Annotated in this window: 21 protein-coding genes; 10 read left to right on the forward strand and 11 right to left on the reverse strand. The window is 67.9% G+C overall.

The genetic code is table 11. The features are described 5' to 3' along the window. The first annotated feature begins 12 nt into the window (after positions 1 to 12). Positions 13 to 1113 (forward strand): DNA polymerase IV, encoded by a 1101-nt coding sequence (locus EV645_RS12860; RefSeq protein ID WP_130442942.1) that lies wholly within the window; start codon positions 13 to 15, stop codon positions 1111 to 1113. On the opposite strand, the gene EV645_RS12865 is transcribed toward EV645_RS12860, so the two are convergent. From EV645_RS12865 to EV645_RS12875, 3 genes are read right to left on the reverse strand one after another with little or no spacing between them, the layout of a single operon-like run. Then, complete coding sequence (locus EV645_RS12865; protein WP_130442944.1) at positions 1106 to 2023, reverse strand: phosphotransferase family protein; 918 nt, start codon at positions 2021 to 2023, stop codon at positions 1106 to 1108. The genes EV645_RS12860 and EV645_RS12865 overlap by 8 nt on opposite strands. Next, positions 2020 to 2859 carry an amidohydrolase family protein gene (locus tag EV645_RS12870; protein ID WP_130442946.1) on the reverse strand — a complete coding sequence of 280 codons (840 nt, stop codon included), beginning with the start codon at positions 2857 to 2859 and terminating at the stop codon, positions 2020 to 2022. The genes EV645_RS12865 and EV645_RS12870 overlap by 4 nt, the downstream gene beginning before the upstream one ends. 13 nt (positions 2860 to 2872) lie before the next feature. After that, positions 2873 to 3961: a mandelate racemase/muconate lactonizing enzyme family protein gene (locus tag EV645_RS12875; protein ID WP_130442948.1), complete on the reverse strand. Its 1089-nt coding sequence runs from the start codon at positions 3959 to 3961 to the stop codon at positions 2873 to 2875. A gap of 140 nt (positions 3962 to 4101) precedes the next feature. On the opposite strand from EV645_RS12875, the gene EV645_RS12880 reads away from it, so the two are divergent. The 4 genes from EV645_RS12880 to EV645_RS12895 are packed head-to-tail and all read left to right on the forward strand — an operon-like array spanning position 4102 to position 6693. Then, positions 4102 to 4803: a GntR family transcriptional regulator gene (locus tag EV645_RS12880; RefSeq protein WP_130442950.1), complete on the forward strand. Its 702-nt coding sequence runs from the start codon at positions 4102 to 4104 to the stop codon at positions 4801 to 4803. Between the two features lie 18 nt (positions 4804 to 4821). Next, positions 4822 to 5670, forward strand: a complete 849-nt coding sequence (locus EV645_RS12885) for a fumarylacetoacetate hydrolase family protein (RefSeq protein ID WP_130442952.1) — start codon at positions 4822 to 4824, stop codon at positions 5668 to 5670. A 33-nt stretch (positions 5671 to 5703) separates the two neighbouring features. Beyond that, the gene (locus tag EV645_RS12890) at positions 5704 to 6306 is read left to right on the forward strand and encodes a class I SAM-dependent methyltransferase (protein ID WP_157997055.1); all 603 of its coding nucleotides are present in this window, start codon (positions 5704 to 5706) and stop codon (positions 6304 to 6306) included. Positions 6307 to 6315: 9 nt separating this feature from the next. Beyond that, positions 6316 to 6693: a VOC family protein gene (locus EV645_RS12895; RefSeq protein ID WP_130442956.1), complete on the forward strand. Its 378-nt coding sequence runs from the start codon at positions 6316 to 6318 to the stop codon at positions 6691 to 6693. A gap of 31 nt (positions 6694 to 6724) precedes the next feature. Here EV645_RS12895 and EV645_RS12900 read toward each other — a convergent pair whose 3' ends face one another. From EV645_RS12900 to EV645_RS12920, 5 genes are all read right to left on the reverse strand, one after another. After that, on the reverse strand, positions 6725 to 7108 hold the full coding sequence (locus tag EV645_RS12900) for a hypothetical protein (RefSeq protein WP_242000353.1): 384 nt from the start codon (positions 7106 to 7108) through the stop codon (positions 6725 to 6727). 56 nt (positions 7109 to 7164) lie between these two features. Beyond that, the gene (locus EV645_RS12905; RefSeq protein WP_242000354.1) at positions 7165 to 7500 is read right to left on the reverse strand and encodes a hypothetical protein; all 336 of its coding nucleotides are present in this window, start codon (positions 7498 to 7500) and stop codon (positions 7165 to 7167) included. A gap of 32 nt (positions 7501 to 7532) precedes the next feature. Further along, a complete protein-coding gene (locus EV645_RS12910; RefSeq protein ID WP_130442960.1) occupies positions 7533 to 8717 on the reverse strand; it encodes an alpha/beta hydrolase in 1185 nt (394 codons plus the stop codon). A gap of 117 nt (positions 8718 to 8834) precedes the next feature. Then, a complete protein-coding gene (locus tag EV645_RS12915) occupies positions 8835 to 9386 on the reverse strand; it encodes a histidine phosphatase family protein (protein ID WP_130442962.1) in 552 nt (183 codons plus the stop codon). Between the two features lie 82 nt (positions 9387 to 9468). After that, positions 9469 to 12186, reverse strand: coding sequence for a helix-turn-helix transcriptional regulator (locus EV645_RS12920; protein WP_130442964.1), 2718 nt, complete (start codon positions 12184 to 12186; stop codon positions 9469 to 9471). A gap of 158 nt (positions 12187 to 12344) precedes the next feature. On the opposite strand from EV645_RS12920, the gene EV645_RS12925 reads away from it, so the two are divergent. The 5 genes from EV645_RS12925 to EV645_RS12945 are packed head-to-tail and all read left to right on the forward strand — an operon-like array spanning position 12345 to position 17779. Further along, entirely contained in the window at positions 12345 to 13202 is an 858-nt protein-coding gene (locus EV645_RS12925) for a DUF427 domain-containing protein (RefSeq protein WP_130442966.1), read from the forward strand. After that, positions 13199 to 14839, forward strand: a complete 1641-nt coding sequence (locus EV645_RS12930) for an MOSC and FAD-binding oxidoreductase domain-containing protein (protein WP_130442968.1) — start codon at positions 13199 to 13201, stop codon at positions 14837 to 14839. The genes EV645_RS12925 and EV645_RS12930 overlap by 4 nt, the downstream gene beginning before the upstream one ends. Then, positions 14839 to 15261: a VOC family protein gene (locus EV645_RS12935; RefSeq protein WP_130442970.1), complete on the forward strand. Its 423-nt coding sequence runs from the start codon at positions 14839 to 14841 to the stop codon at positions 15259 to 15261. The genes EV645_RS12930 and EV645_RS12935 overlap by 1 nt, the downstream gene beginning before the upstream one ends. Further along, positions 15258 to 17108: a Na+/H+ antiporter NhaA gene (locus tag EV645_RS12940; RefSeq protein WP_130442972.1), complete on the forward strand. Its 1851-nt coding sequence runs from the start codon at positions 15258 to 15260 to the stop codon at positions 17106 to 17108. The genes EV645_RS12935 and EV645_RS12940 overlap by 4 nt, the downstream gene beginning before the upstream one ends. A gap of 29 nt (positions 17109 to 17137) precedes the next feature. Further along, the gene (locus EV645_RS12945) at positions 17138 to 17779 is read left to right on the forward strand and encodes a LysE family translocator (RefSeq protein WP_130442974.1); all 642 of its coding nucleotides are present in this window, start codon (positions 17138 to 17140) and stop codon (positions 17777 to 17779) included. On the opposite strand, the gene EV645_RS12950 is transcribed toward EV645_RS12945, so the two are convergent. The 3 genes from EV645_RS12950 to EV645_RS12960 form a co-directional block, all read right to left on the reverse strand. After that, positions 17769 to 19136 (reverse strand): MFS transporter, encoded by a 1368-nt coding sequence (locus EV645_RS12950; RefSeq protein ID WP_130442976.1) that lies wholly within the window; start codon positions 19134 to 19136, stop codon positions 17769 to 17771. The two genes, EV645_RS12945 and EV645_RS12950, sit on opposite strands and share 11 nt — an antisense overlap. Positions 19137 to 19165: 29 nt before the next feature. Beyond that, positions 19166 to 19534 (reverse strand): DUF1304 domain-containing protein, encoded by a 369-nt coding sequence (locus EV645_RS12955; RefSeq protein ID WP_130442978.1) that lies wholly within the window; start codon positions 19532 to 19534, stop codon positions 19166 to 19168. A 95-nt stretch (positions 19535 to 19629) separates the two neighbouring features. Continuing rightward, the gene (locus EV645_RS12960; RefSeq protein ID WP_130442980.1) at positions 19630 to 20538 is read right to left on the reverse strand and encodes a phosphotriesterase family protein; all 909 of its coding nucleotides are present in this window, start codon (positions 20536 to 20538) and stop codon (positions 19630 to 19632) included. Positions 20539 to 20550: the final 12 nt, after the last annotated feature.

The following is a 20550-nucleotide window of genomic DNA, read 5'->3' on the forward strand; positions in this document are numbered from 1 at the left end:
TACCTGTGGGGTATGAGCTGGTGGGTCCTACACGTGGACATGGATCAGTTCATCGCGGCCGTGGAGATCCGGCGACGGCCTGAGCTGCGTGGGCTGCCTGTCGTGGTGGGCGGGTCCGGGGATCCGACCCAACCACGGCAGGTGGTCGCCACGGCGTCGTACGAGGCGCGCGAGTTCGGCGTACATTCCGGCATGCCGGTGCGGGCGGCGTACAAGAAGTGTCCGCAGGCGGTGTTCCTGCCGTCGGATCCGGCTACGTACGAGGCGGCGTCGACCGAGGTGATGGACACACTGCGCTCGTTCCCGGTCGTGGTGGAGGTCTGGGGCTGGGACGAGTGCTTCGTCGGCGCGGAGACCGACGATCCGGAGGCGCTGGCCGGTCAGCTCCGCGAGGCCGTAGTCGAGCAGACCGGCCTGACCTGCTCGGTCGGCATCGGGGACAACAAGACCCGCGCCAAGCTCGCCACCGGGTTTGCGAAGCACGAACGCTCGCACGCCGTGCCGTTCGAAGGCGCGGAGCCCGCTCGCGACGCCTCGCTTGCCGCCGGCGTCTACCGGCTCACGGCGGCGAACTGGCGCGAGGTGATGGATCACCGCCCGATCCGCGACCTCTGGGGTATCGGCAGCCGGATGGAGAAGAATCTCAACGAGCTCGGCATCACCACTGTCGCCGAGCTCGCCGCCGCTGACGTCGACGTGCTGAAGAAACGCTTCGGCCCCAACATGGGCGCCTGGTACGCCGCCCTCGGCCGGGGTCTCGGCGACACGCACGTCACCGACGTCCCGCGCGAGCCGGTCTCCCGCAGCCACGAGGAGACCTTCGCGGCAGACCTGGTCGAACTCCCCGACATAGAACGCGAGCTGCGCCGGATCGCCGAAGAGGTCACCCGCGAGGTCGTCGCCGACGGCCGCACGATCCAGCGCGTCTGGGTGAAGCTCCGCTTCATCAGCTTCTACACGCCGATCAAGAGCCGCAAGCTCAAGGCCCCGACCCAGGACCCCGAGGTCATCGCGGCCACAGCCCTTGAACTGTTGCAGAAGTTCGAGATCCGCCGCCCGATCCGTCTGCTCGGCGTCCGCGTCGAGTTCGTACCTCCCGAGGCCGCTAAGTGAGGACCTTCGCCAGCTCGTCGTAGCTCTCCCGGACTGCTTCGGCCTTGCCGAGGCGATGGCGCTCCAGGCGGATCGCCGCAAGATGACGAGCTTCGTAGATCTTCGCCCGCCACAGCGCGTCCGGTGAGCGATCCAGGTCGCCGTACGACTCCCAGAACGCTTCCCTCTCGTCCGGTTTCGCCTGCGCCATCCGGATCGTCCAGTCCGCCGCAGGGTCCCCGAACTCGGCCCGGTCGAAGTCCAGCACCCCGGAGATCAGCGGCTCCGGCGCGTCAGCATCCAACATGCAGTTGACCGTCCACAGGTCCCCCGCCAGTAGCCGCGGCTCCCGCACCTCATCCAGCGTCGCCCGGCCCTGAGTTGCCAGGTCTCCAGCCTTCCGCACGTCCGCGGCGTCGAGCCCCACCCGCTCCAGGTCCTCTGCGATCTGCGTGAACGACGCGATCAACACTGAGCTCCAGGACGGGTACGCCGGCCCGTCCGGCCGACCGAAGTACGGACCACGTACGTCGTGCACCGAGCGCGCGATCGCGCCGAGCTGGCGGAAGAACGTCGTACGCCCCGAGCGTGGATACCGCCCCAACCCCTCCGGCGCCGGTACGCCGGGCAGGCACGACTGGATCATCCAATCCCGGTCGATGAGGTCGTGGGACCAGTCCACGGCCAGCACCCGAGGCATCAACGACGCGATCACGCCGAGCCACGGCACAACGGCGTACTCGTTCCGCATCAGGTGCCGCTCCGAGCCGAACTGCTCGTCCTCCGCCGGCGCGACCCGGACAATCACCGGCTCATCCCGTCCCGCCAACTCAACCCGATAGACGCTGTTGTACGACCCGTACCCCAGCTCGACGACCCGCGTCGCCTCCGCACCCAGGGCACGCCGACAGATCGCCTGGAGGTCCGTCACAGCTTGTAGGTGCGGGTGGCTGTCGTCGCGAAGATTGCGTCGCGCTCGGCGGGAGTGAGGCTGGAGGTGAGGGTCTCGGCGGTTTCCACGACCTGGTCGTAGGTGGCGGCCAGGAGGCAGACGGGCCAGTCGGAGCCGAACATGACTCGATCGGGGCCGAAGGCATCCAGTACGACGTCGGCGTACGGCTGGAGGTCCGCGGGCGTCCAGCTGGTCCACGGGGCTTCCGTGACCATGCCGGAGAGCTTGCAGGTGACGTTAGGAAGGGCCGCCAACTCGCGGAGGTGCCCTGCCCAAGGCTCGAGCGGTTCGCCGATGATGGGCTTCGAGATGTGATCGACGACGAAGCTGAGCTGGGGAAGGTTGCGAGCCGTTTGGATCGCGGCGGGGAGATGCGGCGTCTTGGTGAGGAGGTCGTACGCGAGGCCGGCGTCGGCGATGGCGGTCAGGCCACGTTGTACGTCGGCGCGCAGAAGCCAGCTGTCGTCCGGCTCGTCGTGAACCTGGTGGCGGATCGCCTTCAAATAGGAGCCGTCGGGACGTGACCGCAGACCGTCGAGCGCTTCGCCGACATCTTCGGCCGTCAGATCGACCCAGCCGACGACACCGGCCACCAAGTCGTTGCCTGCGGCAATCTCCAGGAACTCGACGGTCTCCTCGACCAGCCCGACCGTCTGCACCAGCACGGTCGACGTGATGTCGGCCGCCGCGGCGAGCGGCGCGAGGTCCTCGATCGAGAAGTTCCGCCGGATCGGGTCCAGCTCCGGGCCTACCATCCACGTCTGCTCACGAACGCTCAGATCCCAGACGTGGTGATGCGCATCGACTCGACTCATGCTGCGGACGCTCTCATCCGACCCGCCGATCGTCAATCGCGTTCTGGTCCCAGTCGATGCCCAGACCGGGTACGTCGGGCGCTACCGCGCGCCCGTCGACCACAGCCATCTCTGACTTGGTGATTGCCCGCAACTGCGGGATGTGCTCGACATACCGCCCGTTCGGCACCGCAGCGGTCAGACTGACGTGCAGCTCCATCAGGAAGTGCGGACAGACCTCCAGGTTGAACGTCTCGGCCAGATGCGCGACCTTCAGCCACGGCGTGATCCCACCGATCCGTGCCACGTCCACCTGTACGATCCCGGCGCCACCGGCAGCGACGTACTCCCGGAACTGCGACACGGAGTACAGCGACTCCCCCACGGCGATCGGGATCGACGTCGACTCGGCCAAACGCACATGCCCGGTCACGTCGTCAGCCGGAAGTGGTTCCTCGAACCAGGACAGGTCTACCGCTTCGAACGCCGCTGCGCGCCTGCGAGCCTCGGGGTAGGTCATGGACTGGTTCGCGTCGACCATGATGTCCATCGACGGCCCCACAGCATCCCGTACGGCGCGCAACCGCTCAACGTCCTCGTGTACCCGCGGTTTGCCGACCTTGAGCTTCACACCGGGCCAACCGGCCTTCTGCGAGGCCAGTGCGCCCGCGACCAGCTCATCGGTTGTTAGGTGCAACCAACCGCCCTCGGTGTCGTACAGCGGCACCTGTTGCCGGTAACCGCCAGCCAGTCGCCACAGCGGCTCACTGGCCCGCAGGCACCGCAGGTCCCACAGTGCGGTGTCTACGGCCGCCAGTGCGAGCGACGTGATCGCACCTACCGTGGTGGCGTGCGTGGACCACCAAAGGTCCGACCAGAGCTCCTCGACGTTCCGCGCGTCCTTGCCGACCAGTCGCGGCAACAGGTGGTCCCGCAACAACGCCAGTACGGCGGTGCCGCCGGTGCCGATCGTGTACGAGTACCCGAGACCAGCGAGCCCGTCCGTTGTCGACAAAGAGACGAAGATCGTCTCCTGCTTCAGGAACGCTTGTACGGCGTCGGTGCGTACCGTCTCGACCTCGAGATCGACCAGGTAGGCCGTAGCCTCGGTGATCGTGCTCACCGGCAGCTCACGACGGTTCGACGGAATCTGCTGATCACAGGGCGGCTCCAGATCCTATAGGATATTGCGTACCTGATGCTCCCGCTTCACACTGGAGCCGTCAAGTGTGGGGCAGAATGAGCGTTCCGGGAGGAGTGACAGTGACGGATGCGCATCTTGGGCTCGCGGGGCAGCTCGCCCGCCTGCCCCAGCGACAGGTGCTGAGTGACGACGTCTACGAGACGGTCAAGGGCCTGATCATGGACAGCGTGGTGGAGCCGGGGACCCGGCTGAACATCGACGCACTGACCCGCGAGCTGGGGATCTCCCAGACCCCGATCCGGGAGTCGCTGGCCCGGCTGGAGTCCGACGGCCTCGTGATCAAGGAGCCGCTGCGCGGGTACCGCGTGTCGTCGCGGCTGACCCGCGAAGAGTTCGAGGACCTGTTCGAGTACCGCCTGCACATCGAGCCGTGGGCGGCCTCACGAGCTGCTGAGCGGTCCGGGTCGGAGGACCTGGCCCGGCTGAAGGCCGAGATGCTCAGCTACACCGACGTACCGGACCGACCGTCGTACGAGAGCTACCGCGCGATGGCGGCGCACGACCAGCGGTTCCACGACCTGGTCCTGGAGCTGGCCGGCAACGAGACGGCCCGGCTGTCCTTCCAGCGGACACACTGCCACCTGCACCTGTTCCGGCTGTACTACGGTGGCGGCATCGCGACGAAGGCGTTGCGAGAGCACAAGGTAGTGGTGACCGCTGTCCGCAAGGGCAACCCGGAGGAGGCGGCCGCGGCGATGCGGTCGCACATCGAAGCCTCGCGCGCCCGGCTGCGTCCCATCTTCGACACCCTCTCAGACTGAATGACCCAGGGAGATTCTGTGGAACTGCTCCGCCTCGGTCCGATCGGCGAGGAGCGCCCGTTTGTGCGCGCCGCCGACGGCACCGTCCACGACCTGACCCCGATCACCGCCGACATCGACCCCGCGTTCCTCGGCTCCGACGGGATCGCACGCGCCCGCGCCGCCCTGGACGCCGGGGAGCTGCCTGTCGCCTCGGTCGACGGTCTCCGGATCGGCGCCCCGATCGCCCGCCCGGGCGCGGTGGTCTGCATCGGCATGAACTACGCGGCCCACGCGGCCGAGGGCGGCGCCGAACCGCCGAAGCAGCCGATCGTCTTCTTCAAGCACCCGAACACGGTCGTCGGCCCGAACGACGACGTACTCGTGCCGCGTGGCTCGACCAAGACCGACTGGGAGGTCGAGCTCGCCGTCGTCATCGGCAAGCAGGCCCGGTACGTCGAGACCGACGAGGAGGCGCTGGCCTGCGTCGCCGGGTACGCCGTCTCGAACGACGTGTCGGAGCGGACCTTCCAGATCGAGGTCTCCGGCGGGCAGTGGTCGAAGGGCAAGTGCTGCGAGACCTTCAACCCGTTCGGGCCCTCGCTGGTGCCGGCCGACGAGGTGGATCCGACGAACCTCGCGCTGAAGTCGTGGGTCAACGGTGAGCCGCGGCAGGACTCGAACACGCGCGACATGATCTTCTCGGTCGCGGCGCTGATCCGCGACCTGTCGCAGTACATGGTGCTCAGCCCCGGCGACATCGTGAACACCGGTACGCCGGAGGGCGTCGCGCTCTCGGGCCGGTTCCCTTACCTGTCTCCCGGCGACACGATGGAGCTGGAGATCGAGGGCCTGGGCCGGCAGAAGCAGTCCCTCGGCAAGGCCTGAAAACTGTCCCCGGCCGGCTCTAGGGTCGGCCGGGTGACTGACTTCCTGGACGACATCCGCACCTCGTACGACAACGTCGCCGTCTCGTACGCCGAGCTCGTGGTCGACGGCGCCGACTGGGAGGACGAGGCGTTCGACCTGCTCGCGAAGCTCGTCGCCGGGAGCGGACGGACGGTCCTCGATGTCGGCTGCGGGCCCGGACGGACGACCGGCCTGCTCGCCGAGCGCGGTCTGCGCGTGACAGGCATCGACCTGTCACCCGGGATGATCGAGGTCGCCCGGCGCGACCACCCGGACGTCAACTTCCGGGTCGGCTCCATGACCGCGCTCGACATCGCCGACGGCGCGGCCTCGGGCGTCGTGTCCTGGTGGTCGATCATTCACCTCCCGCGCGACGTCGTGCCCCAGGCCTTCGCCGAGTTCTACCGCGTGCTCGCTCCCGGCGGTGTCCTGCTGCTGGGGTTCCATGTCGGTTCGGAGTCGAGCCATAAGACCTCCGGGTACGGCGGTCACGCGATGAACATCTACGTCCACCGCTGGACGGCGGCCGAGTTGACCGAGCTCGCCGTCGCGGCCGGCTTTGCGCCGTACCTGGCGACCGAAATTCCCCACGACCGCCTGCTCTTCCAGAAGTAGCCTCTGCGCATGACATCTCGCGTGCGATCGGTGACCTTCGATACCCACAACCCGTACGAACTGGCCGGCTTCTGGCTCCAGGTCCTCAACGCCCCACGCCCCGACGACGACCACCCCGGCGACCCGTACGCGGCCGTGGTGACGGACTCCATGACGCTCCTCTTCGAACAGAACAACGACGAGAAAGCCGTCAAGAACCGCGTCCACCTGGACCTGGAACCCGACATCCCCCGCGACGAAGAGGTCGACCGCCTCCTCGCCCTAGGAGCCACCATCGCCACCGACTTCCGCAACCCCGACGGCACCGGCTGGGTAGTAATGCACGACCCCGAATCCAACGAATTCTGCGTACTCCGAAGCGCCGCCGAACGAGCCGCAACCAGCTAGCAGCCCCCCGCGGGGGGCTGCCCACCAGCTTCTACAGGTCGTCGGTGTACGGGGTTTGGCCGGTGAGGGTCAGGCGCCAGTCGGTGGTGTGGGCGTCGACCGTCAGGTCGTAGCCCTGGCGTCGGGCTGTCAGTTGGTGGTGGTTGTCGGTTACGTCGGAGACCGTCACCTTCCAGCCGCGGGCTTCGAGGGTTTCGGCGGTGAAGCCGATTTGGGCGACCGGGTCGGGGGTGGTCGGATCGCCGGTTTCGACGGTGATCGTGCACACGGATTCGCGGCCGCGGTCGTCGGAGAGGGCACCTTGGTCGGCGGGGCCGACGTCCTGGGTGACCGTCGGTGTCTGGTCCGGTACGACGATCGCCGCCACCGCCAGGAGCTCCGAGCGGAGGTAGTTTCGCGCTTCGGTCAACGTCACGGTATCCGTGATACACCGTGCGGCCAGGCCACGCGACACCACGCCGCGTTTCGATTTCAGGAAACGAGCGGTGTCTCCCCCGTGAACGTTATCCGCCAGTCCGACGCCCATGCGTGTACGGCGACCTCGTACCCGTCACGCGACGCAACGACCCGGTAGTGCCCGTTCTCCGGCGCCGCCACCTCGGCGTTCCATCCTCGAGCGCGCAGCACGTCCGCCGCAGCCGAGACAGCAGCCGCCGGGTCCGGATCTTTCGGGTTGCCTGTCTCAACCGAAACCCGACACACGGTCGCGGCCCCACGCCCGTCGAACAACACACCCGGGTTCACCGGCCCAGGATCATGCGTCACCACCGGCTCCTGATCCGGTACGACAGCCGCCGCCACCGCCACCAACTCACTCCGCAAAAACTCCCGCCCGCCCATCATCGCCTCGGCCCTTCCCCTCGCCGGCCCCGCGTCACGCCGGTCGCCCGAGCCGCGCCGCCTCGCCCAGGAACAGCACCCTGTCCAGCAGCTCCGGCCCGCTCGACGGCGCCCAGCTCACCGCCACTCTGTCCGGCCTCACCTGAAGCAGCAGCTCGCGCGGATGCCGGTGACGGTTTGGTCAGTGATGCAATACCGTCGTACACCTTTGAGGCTGCGCCGGCGACCGCGTTCAGCGGGCCGCCCCACGACGCCCCGAGCACCAGCTTGGTCTCTGCGGAGCGGCTGGTGTCCGTTGTCGTGATCGAGTTCAGGTCGCCGCGCACCACTCGGCCGATGTTGCGGAGTGCCTCGCTGTTCGGGCGGTAGTACTCGTTGTGCCAGTGCACAGACACCGCTTCGTCGTTGGCGATCGGATCGTTCGTCGCCATTCGGATCGCGTCGGGGAAGGTCGCCGGATCGGGTCCGTGCCATTCGGAGTATGCGACGTAGTCCCCCGGCGCGCGTTCGACGTACAGCCGGGTCGGCGGCTGCACGAAGTCGGCAGCTTCATCGACGTACTTCGTGATTCCCGGCGATCCGGTCATCACCACGCGCTTGGCCCGTCCGCCGTCCAGCAGCGCCTGCCCGAGTACGTCGGTGCCGTACGAGTGTGCAACCGCCGTCACCTCAGCGCCGTCGGCCTTCAACCCGTCGAGCTCGTTCAGGAACTCCGCCAACCGCGGCCCGCCCTCGAGCGCCGCAGCCTTGCTCGCGGCCTGCACCAAACCGTGCGGCGAGTCGTAGTCGAGCCACACCACGACAGCTGTCTCCGACGGACGGGCCTCCTGCCGGATCAGGTCGCCACGGTCCGACTGGCCACGAAAGGTGTCCAGGCTGTTCCCCATCCCGGGCACCAGCACTGCGACGTTCTTCGCGTGCTGAACATCGCCGAGTACTTCGACTGCACGTCCCTGTCCGTCCACATCGACCTTGAGGAACTGCCGCGACCGCAGAACAGCCACAACGTTGCCCTCAGCATCCACCGCCGATTCCGTGACCGGCGTGAGGAGTTCCTTGACGGTCTCGAGCCGTCGCCGCTCGGCGTCATCCGCGGTACCGGCATCGGCAGCCGCCTGTAGACGGACGCGGGCAGCTTCCAGCAACTCGAGATTGGCGCGATACCGCTCAGCCAGCTCGTCCATGGCGTGACTCCCCGTGACAGCCGGTCACCTGGGCGTGAGACCGGACTGACCGCAGTCTGCCAGGCGACGAGGTCCCCCGCATCCCGTCAGGCGAGGACCTGTGGACATCCCGGTCGTTCAGTGGAGGGCGAGTGACCAGGAGCCGACGTGCAGGGACAGGTTGACGCTCGCCAGCGGCCGTACGTCGATGTGCCGGAGCGATTCCGCCGGAGCGTCGACGACGTACAGCACGATCGCCCGGACCACCGCGGGATGCACGACCGCGATCACCGAACTGCGGTCTTTGTGGCGCTCGGCAACATCACCCAGCCAGTCGGCGACCCGCGCGATCAGGTCGTTCTCCGTCTCGCCGCCGGGCGTCGCGGTGTGCGGTCGGTCGAGCCATGCCGCCACCTGCGTCGGCCCTGCGGCGAGCAACTCCTCCAGCTCGCGCCCGGCCCATTCGCCGTACTCACGGTCCCGCAGCGCCGGCTCGACCACCGGGTCGAATCCCAGCGCAGAGGCGGTCCGTGCGGCGGCCCGCTCCGGCCCGGCATACACGACGTCGGCCGACAGCTTCAGCTCCCGGGCCGCCTCCAGACTCGCCGCATCCGGATCCACGTCCCCGCCCAGCATGAGCCCGCGCAATGCAGGCGTCAGGGCATGCGCGACCACAGCCAAACTCGTCAACCTGCAGCCACCTTCGTTCAAGCCCCACACCGACACCGTCCCAGCAGCGTAGCGGCCAGAGCCCCCAGAACTGCGCAGGTCATTAGCGCGGCAGGACCTGGTCCAGCTGGCTGCGGCTGGCTATCTCCAGCTTCGAGAAGACCTTGCGGAGGTGGTACTGAACGGTGCGTGCGCTGATGAACAGCCGCGTGGCGATTTCGGGGTTGGAGAGGCCGTCGCGAGCCATCCGGGCTATCTGGGCCTCTTGGGCGGTGAGCTCGGTGCGGGTCGGGACGACCCGCTTTCGGGCGGTGCCGCCGGCTGCCTGGAGTTCGCGTCGAGCACGGTCGGCGAAACCGGCTACTCCCATCGCTTCGAAGGCGGAGTGCGCAGTGCGGAGGTACTCACGGGCATCCGTACGCCGCCGCTCCCGCCGCAGCCACTCGCCGTACAGCAGCTGCGCACGAGCGAGTTCGACCTTCAGGACGGTCTTCTCCAGGTGTGCGATCGCCTCGCGGTACAGCCCCTCGGCCGTCTCGCCGGCAGTGACCATCGCACGGCACCTGGCGGACACTCCGAGCGCCCAGTCCGTACCGGTCGCGTTTGCCATCTCCTCGAGCGTCTGCGCGACCCGATGCGCAGTGTCGATCGCACCTGTGCGAACCGCCGCCTCGACCAGCTCGGTGGGTGCAAGCATCATCGAGCGGTCCTGACTCGCACGTTGAGCCGCATCAAACGCGTCCTGGTACCGGCCCAGCCCGTTGGCGAGCACCGCGGCCGCCCAGTCCGCGAACGCGACCCCGATGCCTTCGCCGCGCCGGCTCCCGTCTCGCTTGGTCGCTTCAACCAGCGCCAGCGTCTCGGACCGATCTCCACGGAACGCAGCCAGCGCCAGCCGACCGTACGGCGCGAGCTTTCCGCCGGTCACCTCGTTCGCCGCCTCCACCTCGTCGGTCAGACTGGCGGCCGCCTCCAGGTCACCGGCGAACACCGACACGTAGGCCAACGACGTAAGCGCTAAGGCAACATCACTGAGTACTCCGGTCTGCCGCACGAGCTGCACATGCCGCCGGGACAACTGCGCCCACCGGTCTGCGTCCCACAACCGCAGCGCCGTCGTCGTAGCCATCCACAGCAGCTGTAGCTCCTCCTCGGCAGACAGACCGGGCCCGAACCCCTCCAACGCCTTGTGCAACGTCGGAGCACCCGCCGCGTACCCGTCCCGGAAGTAGCGCGCAGAGCCCTCCAGCAGCAGGTCCACACAGCGTGTCACCTCAGGCTGCGGCGCAGCAGCGGCCTCCTTAGCGACAGCGAGGACGTCGCCGTCCGGTGTGGCCAGGTGCCCGGCAAAGATCGCCGCCGACAACGCATCCAGGTACGTCGTGCGCGCTTGCGCCACATCGACCTTCTCGAGCCGCCTGGCCGCCTTCAGCATCAGCTGCGGTGCGTCGTTCCCTCTGTTGGTCAGGAACGCGAGCTGTGCGTGCACGAGATCCGCCCGGGCCCGCTGGAGCTCGCTGAGCTGCTCCCCCTCGGCCATGGCGAGCAACTCGGCCGCCGAGTCGAACGCACCGGTCTGCAGCTCGGCCTGTGCGGCTGCCAGCGCCCGCCCGGCTCGCTTGACCGGGTCGATCGTCAACGCAGCGGACCGCTGCAGGAACGCAGCCGTCGCCGCAAACCCGCTCCGAGCCTGGGCCCGCCCAGCCGACCGCTCCAGCTCCTCCGCAATCTCCTCGTCCGGCCCGGCCGCGCCCTGCGCCCGGTGCCACGCGCGCCGATCCGGATCGGCCTCGGCGTCGGTCTCCGCGGCCAGCGCCTGGTGTACCTCGCGCTGCTCGGCTGCCGAGGCGGAGCAGTACGCCGCCGACCGCACCAACGGGTGCCGGAACCGGATCCGGTTGGCGAACTCCGCCAGCCCCGCATCGGCCGCCGGAGTGGCCGCCTGCGGATCGATCCCAAGCCGTACGGCGGCCCGTCGTACCAGCGCGTCGTCGCCGGATGGCTCAGCCGCGGCGAGCAGGAGCAGACGCCGGGTCTCAGCCGGCATCGCGGTCACTCGCTGGATGAAGCTCTCCTCGATGCCGGTCGCGATGGGCAGCCCGAAGCCGCCGGCCAACTGCGCCGGGGTCAGCCCACGCGGCAGTTCGAGCAACGCCAACGGGTTCCCGTGCGCCTCAGCAACCAGTTGGTCGCGCACCTGCGCATCGATCGGCGACGTCAGTACGGCGTCGAGCAGCGAACGCGCATCGGCATCACGCAAGCCGCCGATCTGGTACTCCGGCAGGCGTTGGAGGATCGGTCCGACCTGACGGGTCGCGAAGACGAGGCCGAGAGACTCAGTGCCCAGCCGACGGGCCACGAACGACAGGATCTGCGCAGAGCACCGGTCCAGCCACTGCTGGTCGTCGATCAGGCACAGCAGCGGCTGCTCGACAGCAGCCTCCGCCAAGAGGCTCAGAACGCCCAGACCGATCAGGAACATGTCCGGAGGCGGTCCGGCGCAGATACCGAACACAGTCCGCAACGCCTCGGCCTGCGGCGCCGGCAGCCGGTCGAGCAGGTCGAACGCAGGCGCACACACCTGATGGAGAGCGGCGAAGGCCAGCTCCATCTCGGACTCCACGCCAGAGACCCGTACTACCTGCCCGCGGTGCGCCCGAGCCGCCAGGTAGTCCATCAGGGCCGTCTTGCCGACCCCGGCCTCGCCGGACAGCACCAGCGCACGGCTCTCCCCGGAGCACACTGCAGCAATGAGCTGATCGAGCGAATCGCATTCCGCGTCGCGCCCGGTCAGCTCAGCAGAGCGATGGAGAGGAAGCACAGCCTCAAGGTATCCCCGCTTGCAGGTGTCGCCGAGTGGCTAGCCAGTGGCGGATGCGAACCGGTTCACGCCTGGCGCACCCTCTAGCGGTGCCACGAGCAGCGCACAGAGCCGTTCGTGTTCCGTAAGCGTTCTGCTGATGTGAACGGAGATGTGTGATGGGACTGGCCTGGCAACAAGGTCCCTTGGGGACCGGTGCGATCGGACGGTTCTTGGTACCGGTCGAGCTCCCGGAGCGGATGCTGTACGCCGAGCCGGCGCGGCGGCGGATGCGCGTCCGTTTCGGCGACAACTGGATCGCCGACAGCGAGGACGTCGTACTGCTGCACGAGCCCGCTCGGTACCCGGTCGCGTACTTCCCGGTGGAGGACGTGGTGGCCGACGTACTGAAGTCGGATGACCGGACCACGCAGCACAAGGACCTGGGTGCGACGGCTTGGTACACGGTGACTGTTGGTGACGCGAGCAAGCCGCGTTCGGCCTGGCAGCACGTGGAACTGCCGGACTACGCGAGCGAGCTGAAGGGACGGGTCGCCTTCGCGTGGCGGGCAATGGATGCCTTCTACGAGGAGGACGAGCGGATCGTCGGCCACGCGGCCGACGCGTACCACCGGATCGACATCCGGCAGACCAGCCGGCACCTGATCGTCCGTGACGGCGACCAGGTCATCGCGGACTCGTCGCGTCCACTGGTGCTCTTCGAATCAGGCTTCGCGCCGCGCTGGTACGTACCGCGGGACGACGTCACCGACGGCGCACTCACACCGGTCGACGGCCAGACCTTCTGCCCCTACAAAGGCGTCTGCAGCTACTACGACATCGGTACGGCGCAACGGGCCGCATGGTCCTACGAGGACGCCTGGACCGAGGTACGCCGGATCTCCGGGATGGTCTCATTCGAACCGGACAAGGTCGAGGTGGAGCTGGACGGGAAGCGGATGCGGCAGGAGCCTGGTCAAGGTGTGATCTCGCATGGTGTCGACCGCGACCTGACCGTGGAGGAACTGTCCGGATGAGCGCAGCCAGTGTTTTGTCGGTCAATGTCGGGATGCCGAAGAACGTCGAGTGGAACGGGAAAACCGTCTTCACCGGCGTCTGGAAGGAGCCTGTCGACGGACCCGTGATGGTCCGGCGGCTGAACCTGGACGGCGACGGGCAAGGCGACAAGGGCGGCCACGGTGGCGAGCAGCGTGCCGTGATGGTCTACCAGATCGATTCGTACCGTCACTGGGAGAAGCATTTCGGGCGGGACGACCTCGTCTACGGACAGTTCGGCGAGAACCTGACCATCGACGGGCTCTCTGACGACGAGGTGTGCATCGGCGACCGGTACCGGATCGGTGGCGCCGAGCTGGAGGTCACTCAACCACGAGTGACTTGCTACCGGGTCGGTCTGCGCATGGGCGAACCAGAGCTGCCCGCACTGCTCGTCAGCCATCACCGGCCGGGGTTCTACTGCCGCGTGATCAGCGAAGGACCAGTGCAGGCCGGTGACCCGATCGTGAAGGTCTCTACCGGGCCGGGCGCACTCAGCGTGGCTGACACCGACGCTCTGCTCTATCTGCCGCACCGGGATCGGGCCAAGCTGCAGGTCGCCGTACAGATCCCTGCGTTGAGCCCTGGCTGGCTAGGTTCGTTCCAGGACCTGCTGGCCGAGGAGGACAAGCCGAAACCGGCGTGGGACGGCTTCCGCCAACTGCGGGTGACCGAGGTGGTTCCGGAGAGCACCAACGTGTTCTCCGTACGCCTCGCCACCATAGACGGCAGCGACCTGCCCCCAGCTCGCCCCGGCCAGTACCTGACGTTCCGCCTGCCGGACGCCGTGCGCAGCTACTCGCTGTCCTCCACGCCGGACTACCGCATCAGCGTCAAGCGGGAGCCGCACGGGGTTGGCAGCCGGTACATGACTCGGCTGGCTGCCGGAGCAGTCCTTGACGTCGCCGCACCCCGTGGTGACTTCCTACTGCAGGACGGCACCACGCCGGTCGTGCTGCTCTCGGCCGGCATCGGACTGACTCCCGTCCTGGCGATGCTGCACGCGCTGGCCGACAGCTCTCGCGAAGTGTGGTGGATTCACACCGCCCGTGGACCATCCGAGCACCCGCTCGCCTCAGAGGCGCACGAGCTGCTGGCCAAGATCCCCAACGGGCATGAGCGCATCTACTACAGCTCTGTCGACGGGCGGCTCACCGAAGAGAAGCTGGCCGAGCTGGCGCTGCCGTCCGACGCAACGGCGTACATCTGCGGGCCGGCGGCCTTTATGACCGACATGCAGGCCGCACTGACTGCAGTCGGGGTCACTCAGGTCCATACCGAGCTGTTCGGTGCACTGGCTGCGATCAACCCCGGCCTGGTCGACCAGACCGCCCGTACGCCGCATCAACCGGACGGTCCGCCCGGCGACGGACCGCAGGTGACTTTCGCCCGCAGTGGCATCTCTACCGCGATGCGGGACGGCAGCCTGCTCGACCTGGCGGACGCATGCGATGTTCCGACGCGCTGGAGCTGCCGGACCGGCGTCTGCCAGACCTGTGTCACCCCACTGCTTTCGGGCGAAGTCACCTACTCGCCCACCCCACTCGAACCCCCGCCGGACGGTCAGGCGCTGCTCTGCTGCGCCCGGCCAACGACTGATCTCGTACTGGACATGTGATGGATTACAGAATCGAAGTTGTCACTCTGCCGGTCAGCGACGTGGACGTGTCGCTGGCTTTCTACCGATCGCTCGGCTTCAGCGTCGACGTCGACTACCACCCGCGCGACGGCTTCCGCGTCGTCCAGGTGACACCGCCCGGCTCAGCCTGCTCGATCCAGTTCGGCGAAGGGCTGACCGACGCGGCGCCGGGTTCCGCGCGGACCAACTACCTCGTCGTCGACGACCTCGAGGCCGCGCACCGGGAACTGGTTGCCAACGGCATCAAGATCGGCGATATCCAGCACAAGGAGCCGATCGACACCTGGGCCGGTGAACTCGTACCCGGCTTGGACCCCGAGCGCCGACCGCACGCCAGTATGGCCGAGCTCAGCGACCCGGACGGCAACACCTGGACGCTGCAGGAGATCAACAACAGATGACCGAGCTCGACCCCAGCGGGATGTCGCACACGAGTGCCGCGACGAGTCCGCTGCGCGCGTTCCTGCGCACCGAGGCGGCGAGCGCGGCGGTGTTGGTCGCCGCGATCGCGATCGCACTCATCTGGGCCAACCTCAGCGGCAGCGGGTACGAGAGCTTCTGGACGACCGAGCTGCCGATCCGGATCGGACCGTTGTCCGCGAACCTGGACCTCCGGACCTGGGTGAACAGCGGCCTGATGACGCTGTTCTTCCTGGTCGTCGGACTCGAGGCACGCCGCGAGTTCGACCTCGGTGAGCTCCGTGAACGCCGCCGGCTGGTCCTCCCGCTCGCCGCCGGCCTGGCGGGGATGGTCATACCGGTGCTGATCTACCTGGCGTTCAACCACTCCGGCGACGGACTGCACGGCTGGGGCGCTGCGATGTCGACAGACACCGCACTGGCCCTCGGTGTGCTCGCAGTGGCCGGCAAGCAGGTGCCGGACCGGATCAGGACCTTCCTGCTGACCGTGTTCGTCGTCGACGACGTGGTGGCGCTCGTGGTGATCGCGGTCGCCTACACCAGCCATGTGCACGTAGTCGGGTTGCTGGTCGCGATCGCGGCGTACGGCGGTCTGCTGGCGACCAGGCGGGTGCCGTACCGGCAGCGGCGAGTGCTCTTCACCGCGCTCGCCGTGGTCCTGTGGTGCGCGCTGCTGGCCAGTGGGATCGACCCGGTGGTGACTGGTCTGGCGGTCGGGCTGGCCACATCGGCGTACCTGCCTCGGCGGGATGCACTTGAGCAGGCGACCACGCTGGTCCGGCTGTTCCGTGAGCAGCCGACGCCTGAGCTGGTACGGGAGGCGACCACCGGGCTGACTGGGACGCTGTCGGCCAACGCTCGCCTGCAACACACGTACCACAGCGCGACGAGCTATGTGATCGTGCCGCTCTTCGCACTGGCGAACGCCGGCATCTCGCTGCGGCCGAGCCTGCTCTCGGATGCGCTGACCGCACCGGTAGCTGTCGGCCTGTTCGTTGCGTTCGTGGTCGGCAAACCGATTGCTGTCGCTGGGACGTCCTGGGCGCTCATGAAGACCACGCACGGCTCGGTGCGGCCGTCTGTCGGCTGGGCCGGTGTCGTAGGGAGCGGACTGATCGCCGGAGTGCCGTTCACGGTGTCGCTGCTGATCGCCGACCTTGCTCTGACCGGTACGGCGCTGGAGGAAGCGAAGATCGGTGTACTCGCGGCCGCTGTAGCCGCCTCTGTCATCACGCTGGTCTTCTACCGCCTGATGGCCGGCCACACGCGGGCGCTGCTGGGCACCGGTCACCAGCTGGTCGACCTGGCGAGACCTGTGGACGCTAGCCGCGACCATGTGCGCGGTCCGGCGGACGCGGTCGTCACAGTCGTCGAATACGGCGACTTCGAGTGCCCGTGGACCCAGATGGCGGCGCCGACCGCCCGTGAACTGATCGCGACCAACAGCTACATCCGCTACGTCTGGCGTCACCTGCCGCTGCACGACGTACATCCGCACGCCCAGTTGGCGGCAGAGGCAGCCGAATCGGCGGGACGTCAGGGCAAGTTCTGGCCGATGCACGACTTGCTACTGGCGAATCAGGAGAACCTCGAACTGGAGCACATCCTGAAGTACGCGGCAGAACTGCAGCTGGACCTCAAACGCTTCCGCATCGACCTGACCTCCCACGACTTCGCCACCCGAATAGCCCAAGACATCGACTCAGCCGACCGCAGCGGCGTAGCAGGCACCCCCACGTTCTTCATCAACAGTCACCGCCACGACGGCCCCCAGGATCTGGGTTCCCTCACCGAAGCCATCCGCCAATCCTTGGCCACGGCCACCTGAGCAGGGGTGGTCTCACCTATTCTGGGTGGATGCCGTCCGCTCATCATCTGCTTGCGTTTGCGATTACAGCGTTCATCATCATCGTGGTTCCGGGACCGAGTGTGTTGTTCATCGTGGGCCGCGCGCTCGCTGTCGGGCGGCGTGAAGCGGTCCTGACGATGTTGGGGAACACGCTCGGTGCTGCCCTGATGCTGGTCCTGATCGCGCTCGGGCTCGGCACGTTGATCGCGGCCAGTGCGATCGCGTTGACCGTGGTCAAGCTCGGCGGGGCGGCGTACCTGATCTATCTCGGCGTACAGGCGTTCCGCTCGCGGAAGTCGCTGGCGGAGGCGCTTGCCAGCGGCGTGAAGCCGGGCAGCAGCCGCAAGACTGTTCGCCAGGGCTTCCTGGTCGGGGTGACCAACGCCAAGACCGCGGTGTTCTTCGCGGCCGTCCTCCCGCAGTTCGTGGACAAGGGCGCGAGCAGCCCGGCGTGGGCTCAGATCCTCATCCTCGGGCTGATCTTCATCCTGATCGCGCTCTGCTCGGACAGCGTCTGGGCAGTCGTGGCCGGCACGGCGCGCGAGTGGTTCGCCCGCTCACCGCGCCGGCTCGAGCTGGTCGGCGGCACCGGCGGCCTGATGATCATCGGCCTCGGCGCCAGCATCGCCGTGACCGGCTCTAAGGAGTAGTACGCCGACCCGCCTGTACGCCGAGCAACGCGAGCAGGGCCGGGAACCCGAACGCCACGACGTACGCCGTGATGTCGGAGTGCGGTTCGATTGCCGCGAACAACGATCCGCCGATCGCCAATACCGTTGCTGTAGACAACGAGTCGCTCAGCTGAGCCGCTGAGCTGTTCGCGCCCTGTTCCTCCCGCTCGGAGTAATCCAGGGTGAGCACCGACAGCGTCGGGAAGACGGTCCCCATCCCGAGCCCGGTCAGACTCCACCCGAGAATCCCGACGAGCACCGGTACGTGCGGATCGAGCGTCAACGTAGCGGTTACGATCCCCAGCACGATCAGCACCATCCCGCCCTGCAGGAACACCGAGTGCGAGAACGGCTGATTCGGCCGTCCGCGGTACCAGGACGCCGCCGACCAACTGAGGGCGCTCACCGTCAGCACCAGTCCCGCCAGCGTCGGCGACAACCCGCGCTCCCGGGTCAGCATCAGCGGCAGGAACACCTCAGCACCGAACCCGGACGCCGCGACCAGCCCACGCAACGCGACCACCGAAGGCAGCCCGCGCCCGAAGGTGAACGTCCCGGACGGCAACAACCGCGGTCCGAACGCGATGACGCCAGCCAGCCCGACCACCAGCAGAACCACCTGCAGTACGCCGCGCTGTTGCCCGCCGTAATGCAGCAGTCCGACTCCAACCGCTGCCGCGACCGCCAACATCGCCCGCTTGTTCCACAGCTTGCCCGGACGTACTTCGTGCTTGCCGGCCTGCGCCAGACCGGGCCGCATCACCAGAGCAGCCGGCACTGCAAGCGCCGGTACTGCGAGGAACACGAACCGCCAACTGGTGTGTTCGACGATCAACCCCGCGATCGCTGGACCGACCAACGACGGCACAACCCACGCGGTCGCGAACGCGGCGAAGATCTTCGGGCGCAGGCGGGCCGGGTACAGCTGCCCGACAACGACGTACAGCGCGACGGTGAGCAGGCCCGAGCCGTACCCCTGGATGATCCGGCCGACAACCAGGACCTCCATCGTCGGCGCGAACCCGGCGATGAGCAGCCCGACCAGGAACCACGCCGTACCGTGCCAGAGCGGGCGAGCCGGGCCCTTCAGGTCACTCCAGGTGCCGGAGACAACCATCGCGACCACACCGGATGCGAGCGGTCCGCCGAACGCGAGTGCGTACAGGCGAAGGCCGTCGAGCGCTTGCGCGACCGTCGGCATCGCGGTCGCGACGGCCAGTGACTCGAACGCGACGAGGGTGATCAGGGCGGTCATCCCGATCGTCAGCGCGCGGTACTGCGGGGAGAGGACGCCGCCTGTCTCAGGGCTGGTCGTCGGCTCGGCAAGGGTGGTCATGCCGAGTAGGTTCGGTCCTCAAGTGCACTTTAAGTCAAGGCGGCGAGCACCAGCGCGACGATCGGCGGTACAGCCTGCGTGGCCGCGGCGCGAACCATCCGGCGATCGGAGGCGACCAGGACGACGCCGGCACCCGCCATGCACGCGCAAGCGAACAGCGCGATCGCGTGACCCTTGTCGCCACCCCAGATCAGCCCGCCGAGCGCGCCGACCGCCAGGAACAGGTTGTAGAAGCCCTGGTTGAACGCCCACGGCCGCGCGGCCGCCATCTCGGTGTCGTCCTTGACCAGGAACCGCCGATAGGTGCTCGGCTTGCGGAACAGCAGGCTCTCCATCGCAAACACGAACAGATGGAACACGCCAGCAATCACCACGAAGACCTGCGCGATCAAACTCATCCACGTCCTCGCTTCGCTCCGGGCGCGGCTGAGGCACGAGACGCGCTGTGTTTGATGATGAATTCGCTTCGCTCATTCATGCCGGGAAGGTACCGCTACGCTCGCCAATCCGTCGTGAAGGCACGCGCTGGGTTGGTCCGGAACACGGCGTCCGCGACGTCATCACCGAAGTACCGCGTGATCCGCGGCCGCAGGTGCGTCAGCAGGTACGGCATGCCCGGGCCTTCGCCGGTCGCGGCCCGCGCGCGAGCGGTCGTCGTGTCGCCGCCGAGCAGCAGGCGGTCGGCGTACCCGGCGTCGATCAGCGCGGCCAGACAATCCATCATCCGCGGATCGGTGGCGCTGTTGGCCCGCGACGGCCCGTCGAACGCCAGCCACGCACCCCGCTGCGCCAACTCGAGCTGCACGCGATGGTCCGGGAAGCGGTTGAGGTGCCCGAGGATGACGGCGCCCGGATGTACGTCCAGCTCATCGACCAGCAGATCGAGTACTGCGTCTGCCGCCGAGCCCAGCTCGTGGTGGATGGCGATCGGCGCGTTCGTCGCGTGATGCGCCTCCGCCGCGGCCCGCATCACCAGATCGGCGTGTACGTCGAGGACGTGGAAACCGCTGGCCACCTTGATCAGGCCGGCGCGCACCTGGGTGTCGCCGATGCCCGCGGTCAGCTCGCGGACGAAGATATCGGCCAGCTGGTCCTGCACCTTGTCGACGAATCCGTCCGGGTAGTGCTCGCGCCGGTGCAGACCGGTCGCCGCGACGATCGAAACCCCTGTCCTGGATGAGATTCCAGGCAGCAGCTCGGCGCGTCGGTTCAGACCATACGGCGTCCACTGGACGATCGCCTGACCGCCCGCGTCCGCGAACGCGCGCACCTCAGCGACCGCGGCGGCCTCGTCATCCAGCTCCTGCCCCGGCAGCGCCGCCGAGCGGAAGAACAGGTGGTCGTGCGAGTCGGCAATACCGAGTGCGTCGGGCCGCAGGTCCCCCAGAACAGTACGAATCACGTAACCAACGTA

Source organism: Kribbella rubisoli, from assembly GCF_004217145.1.
GTDB classification, from domain to species: Bacteria; Actinomycetota; Actinomycetes; order Propionibacteriales; family Kribbellaceae; genus Kribbella; species Kribbella rubisoli.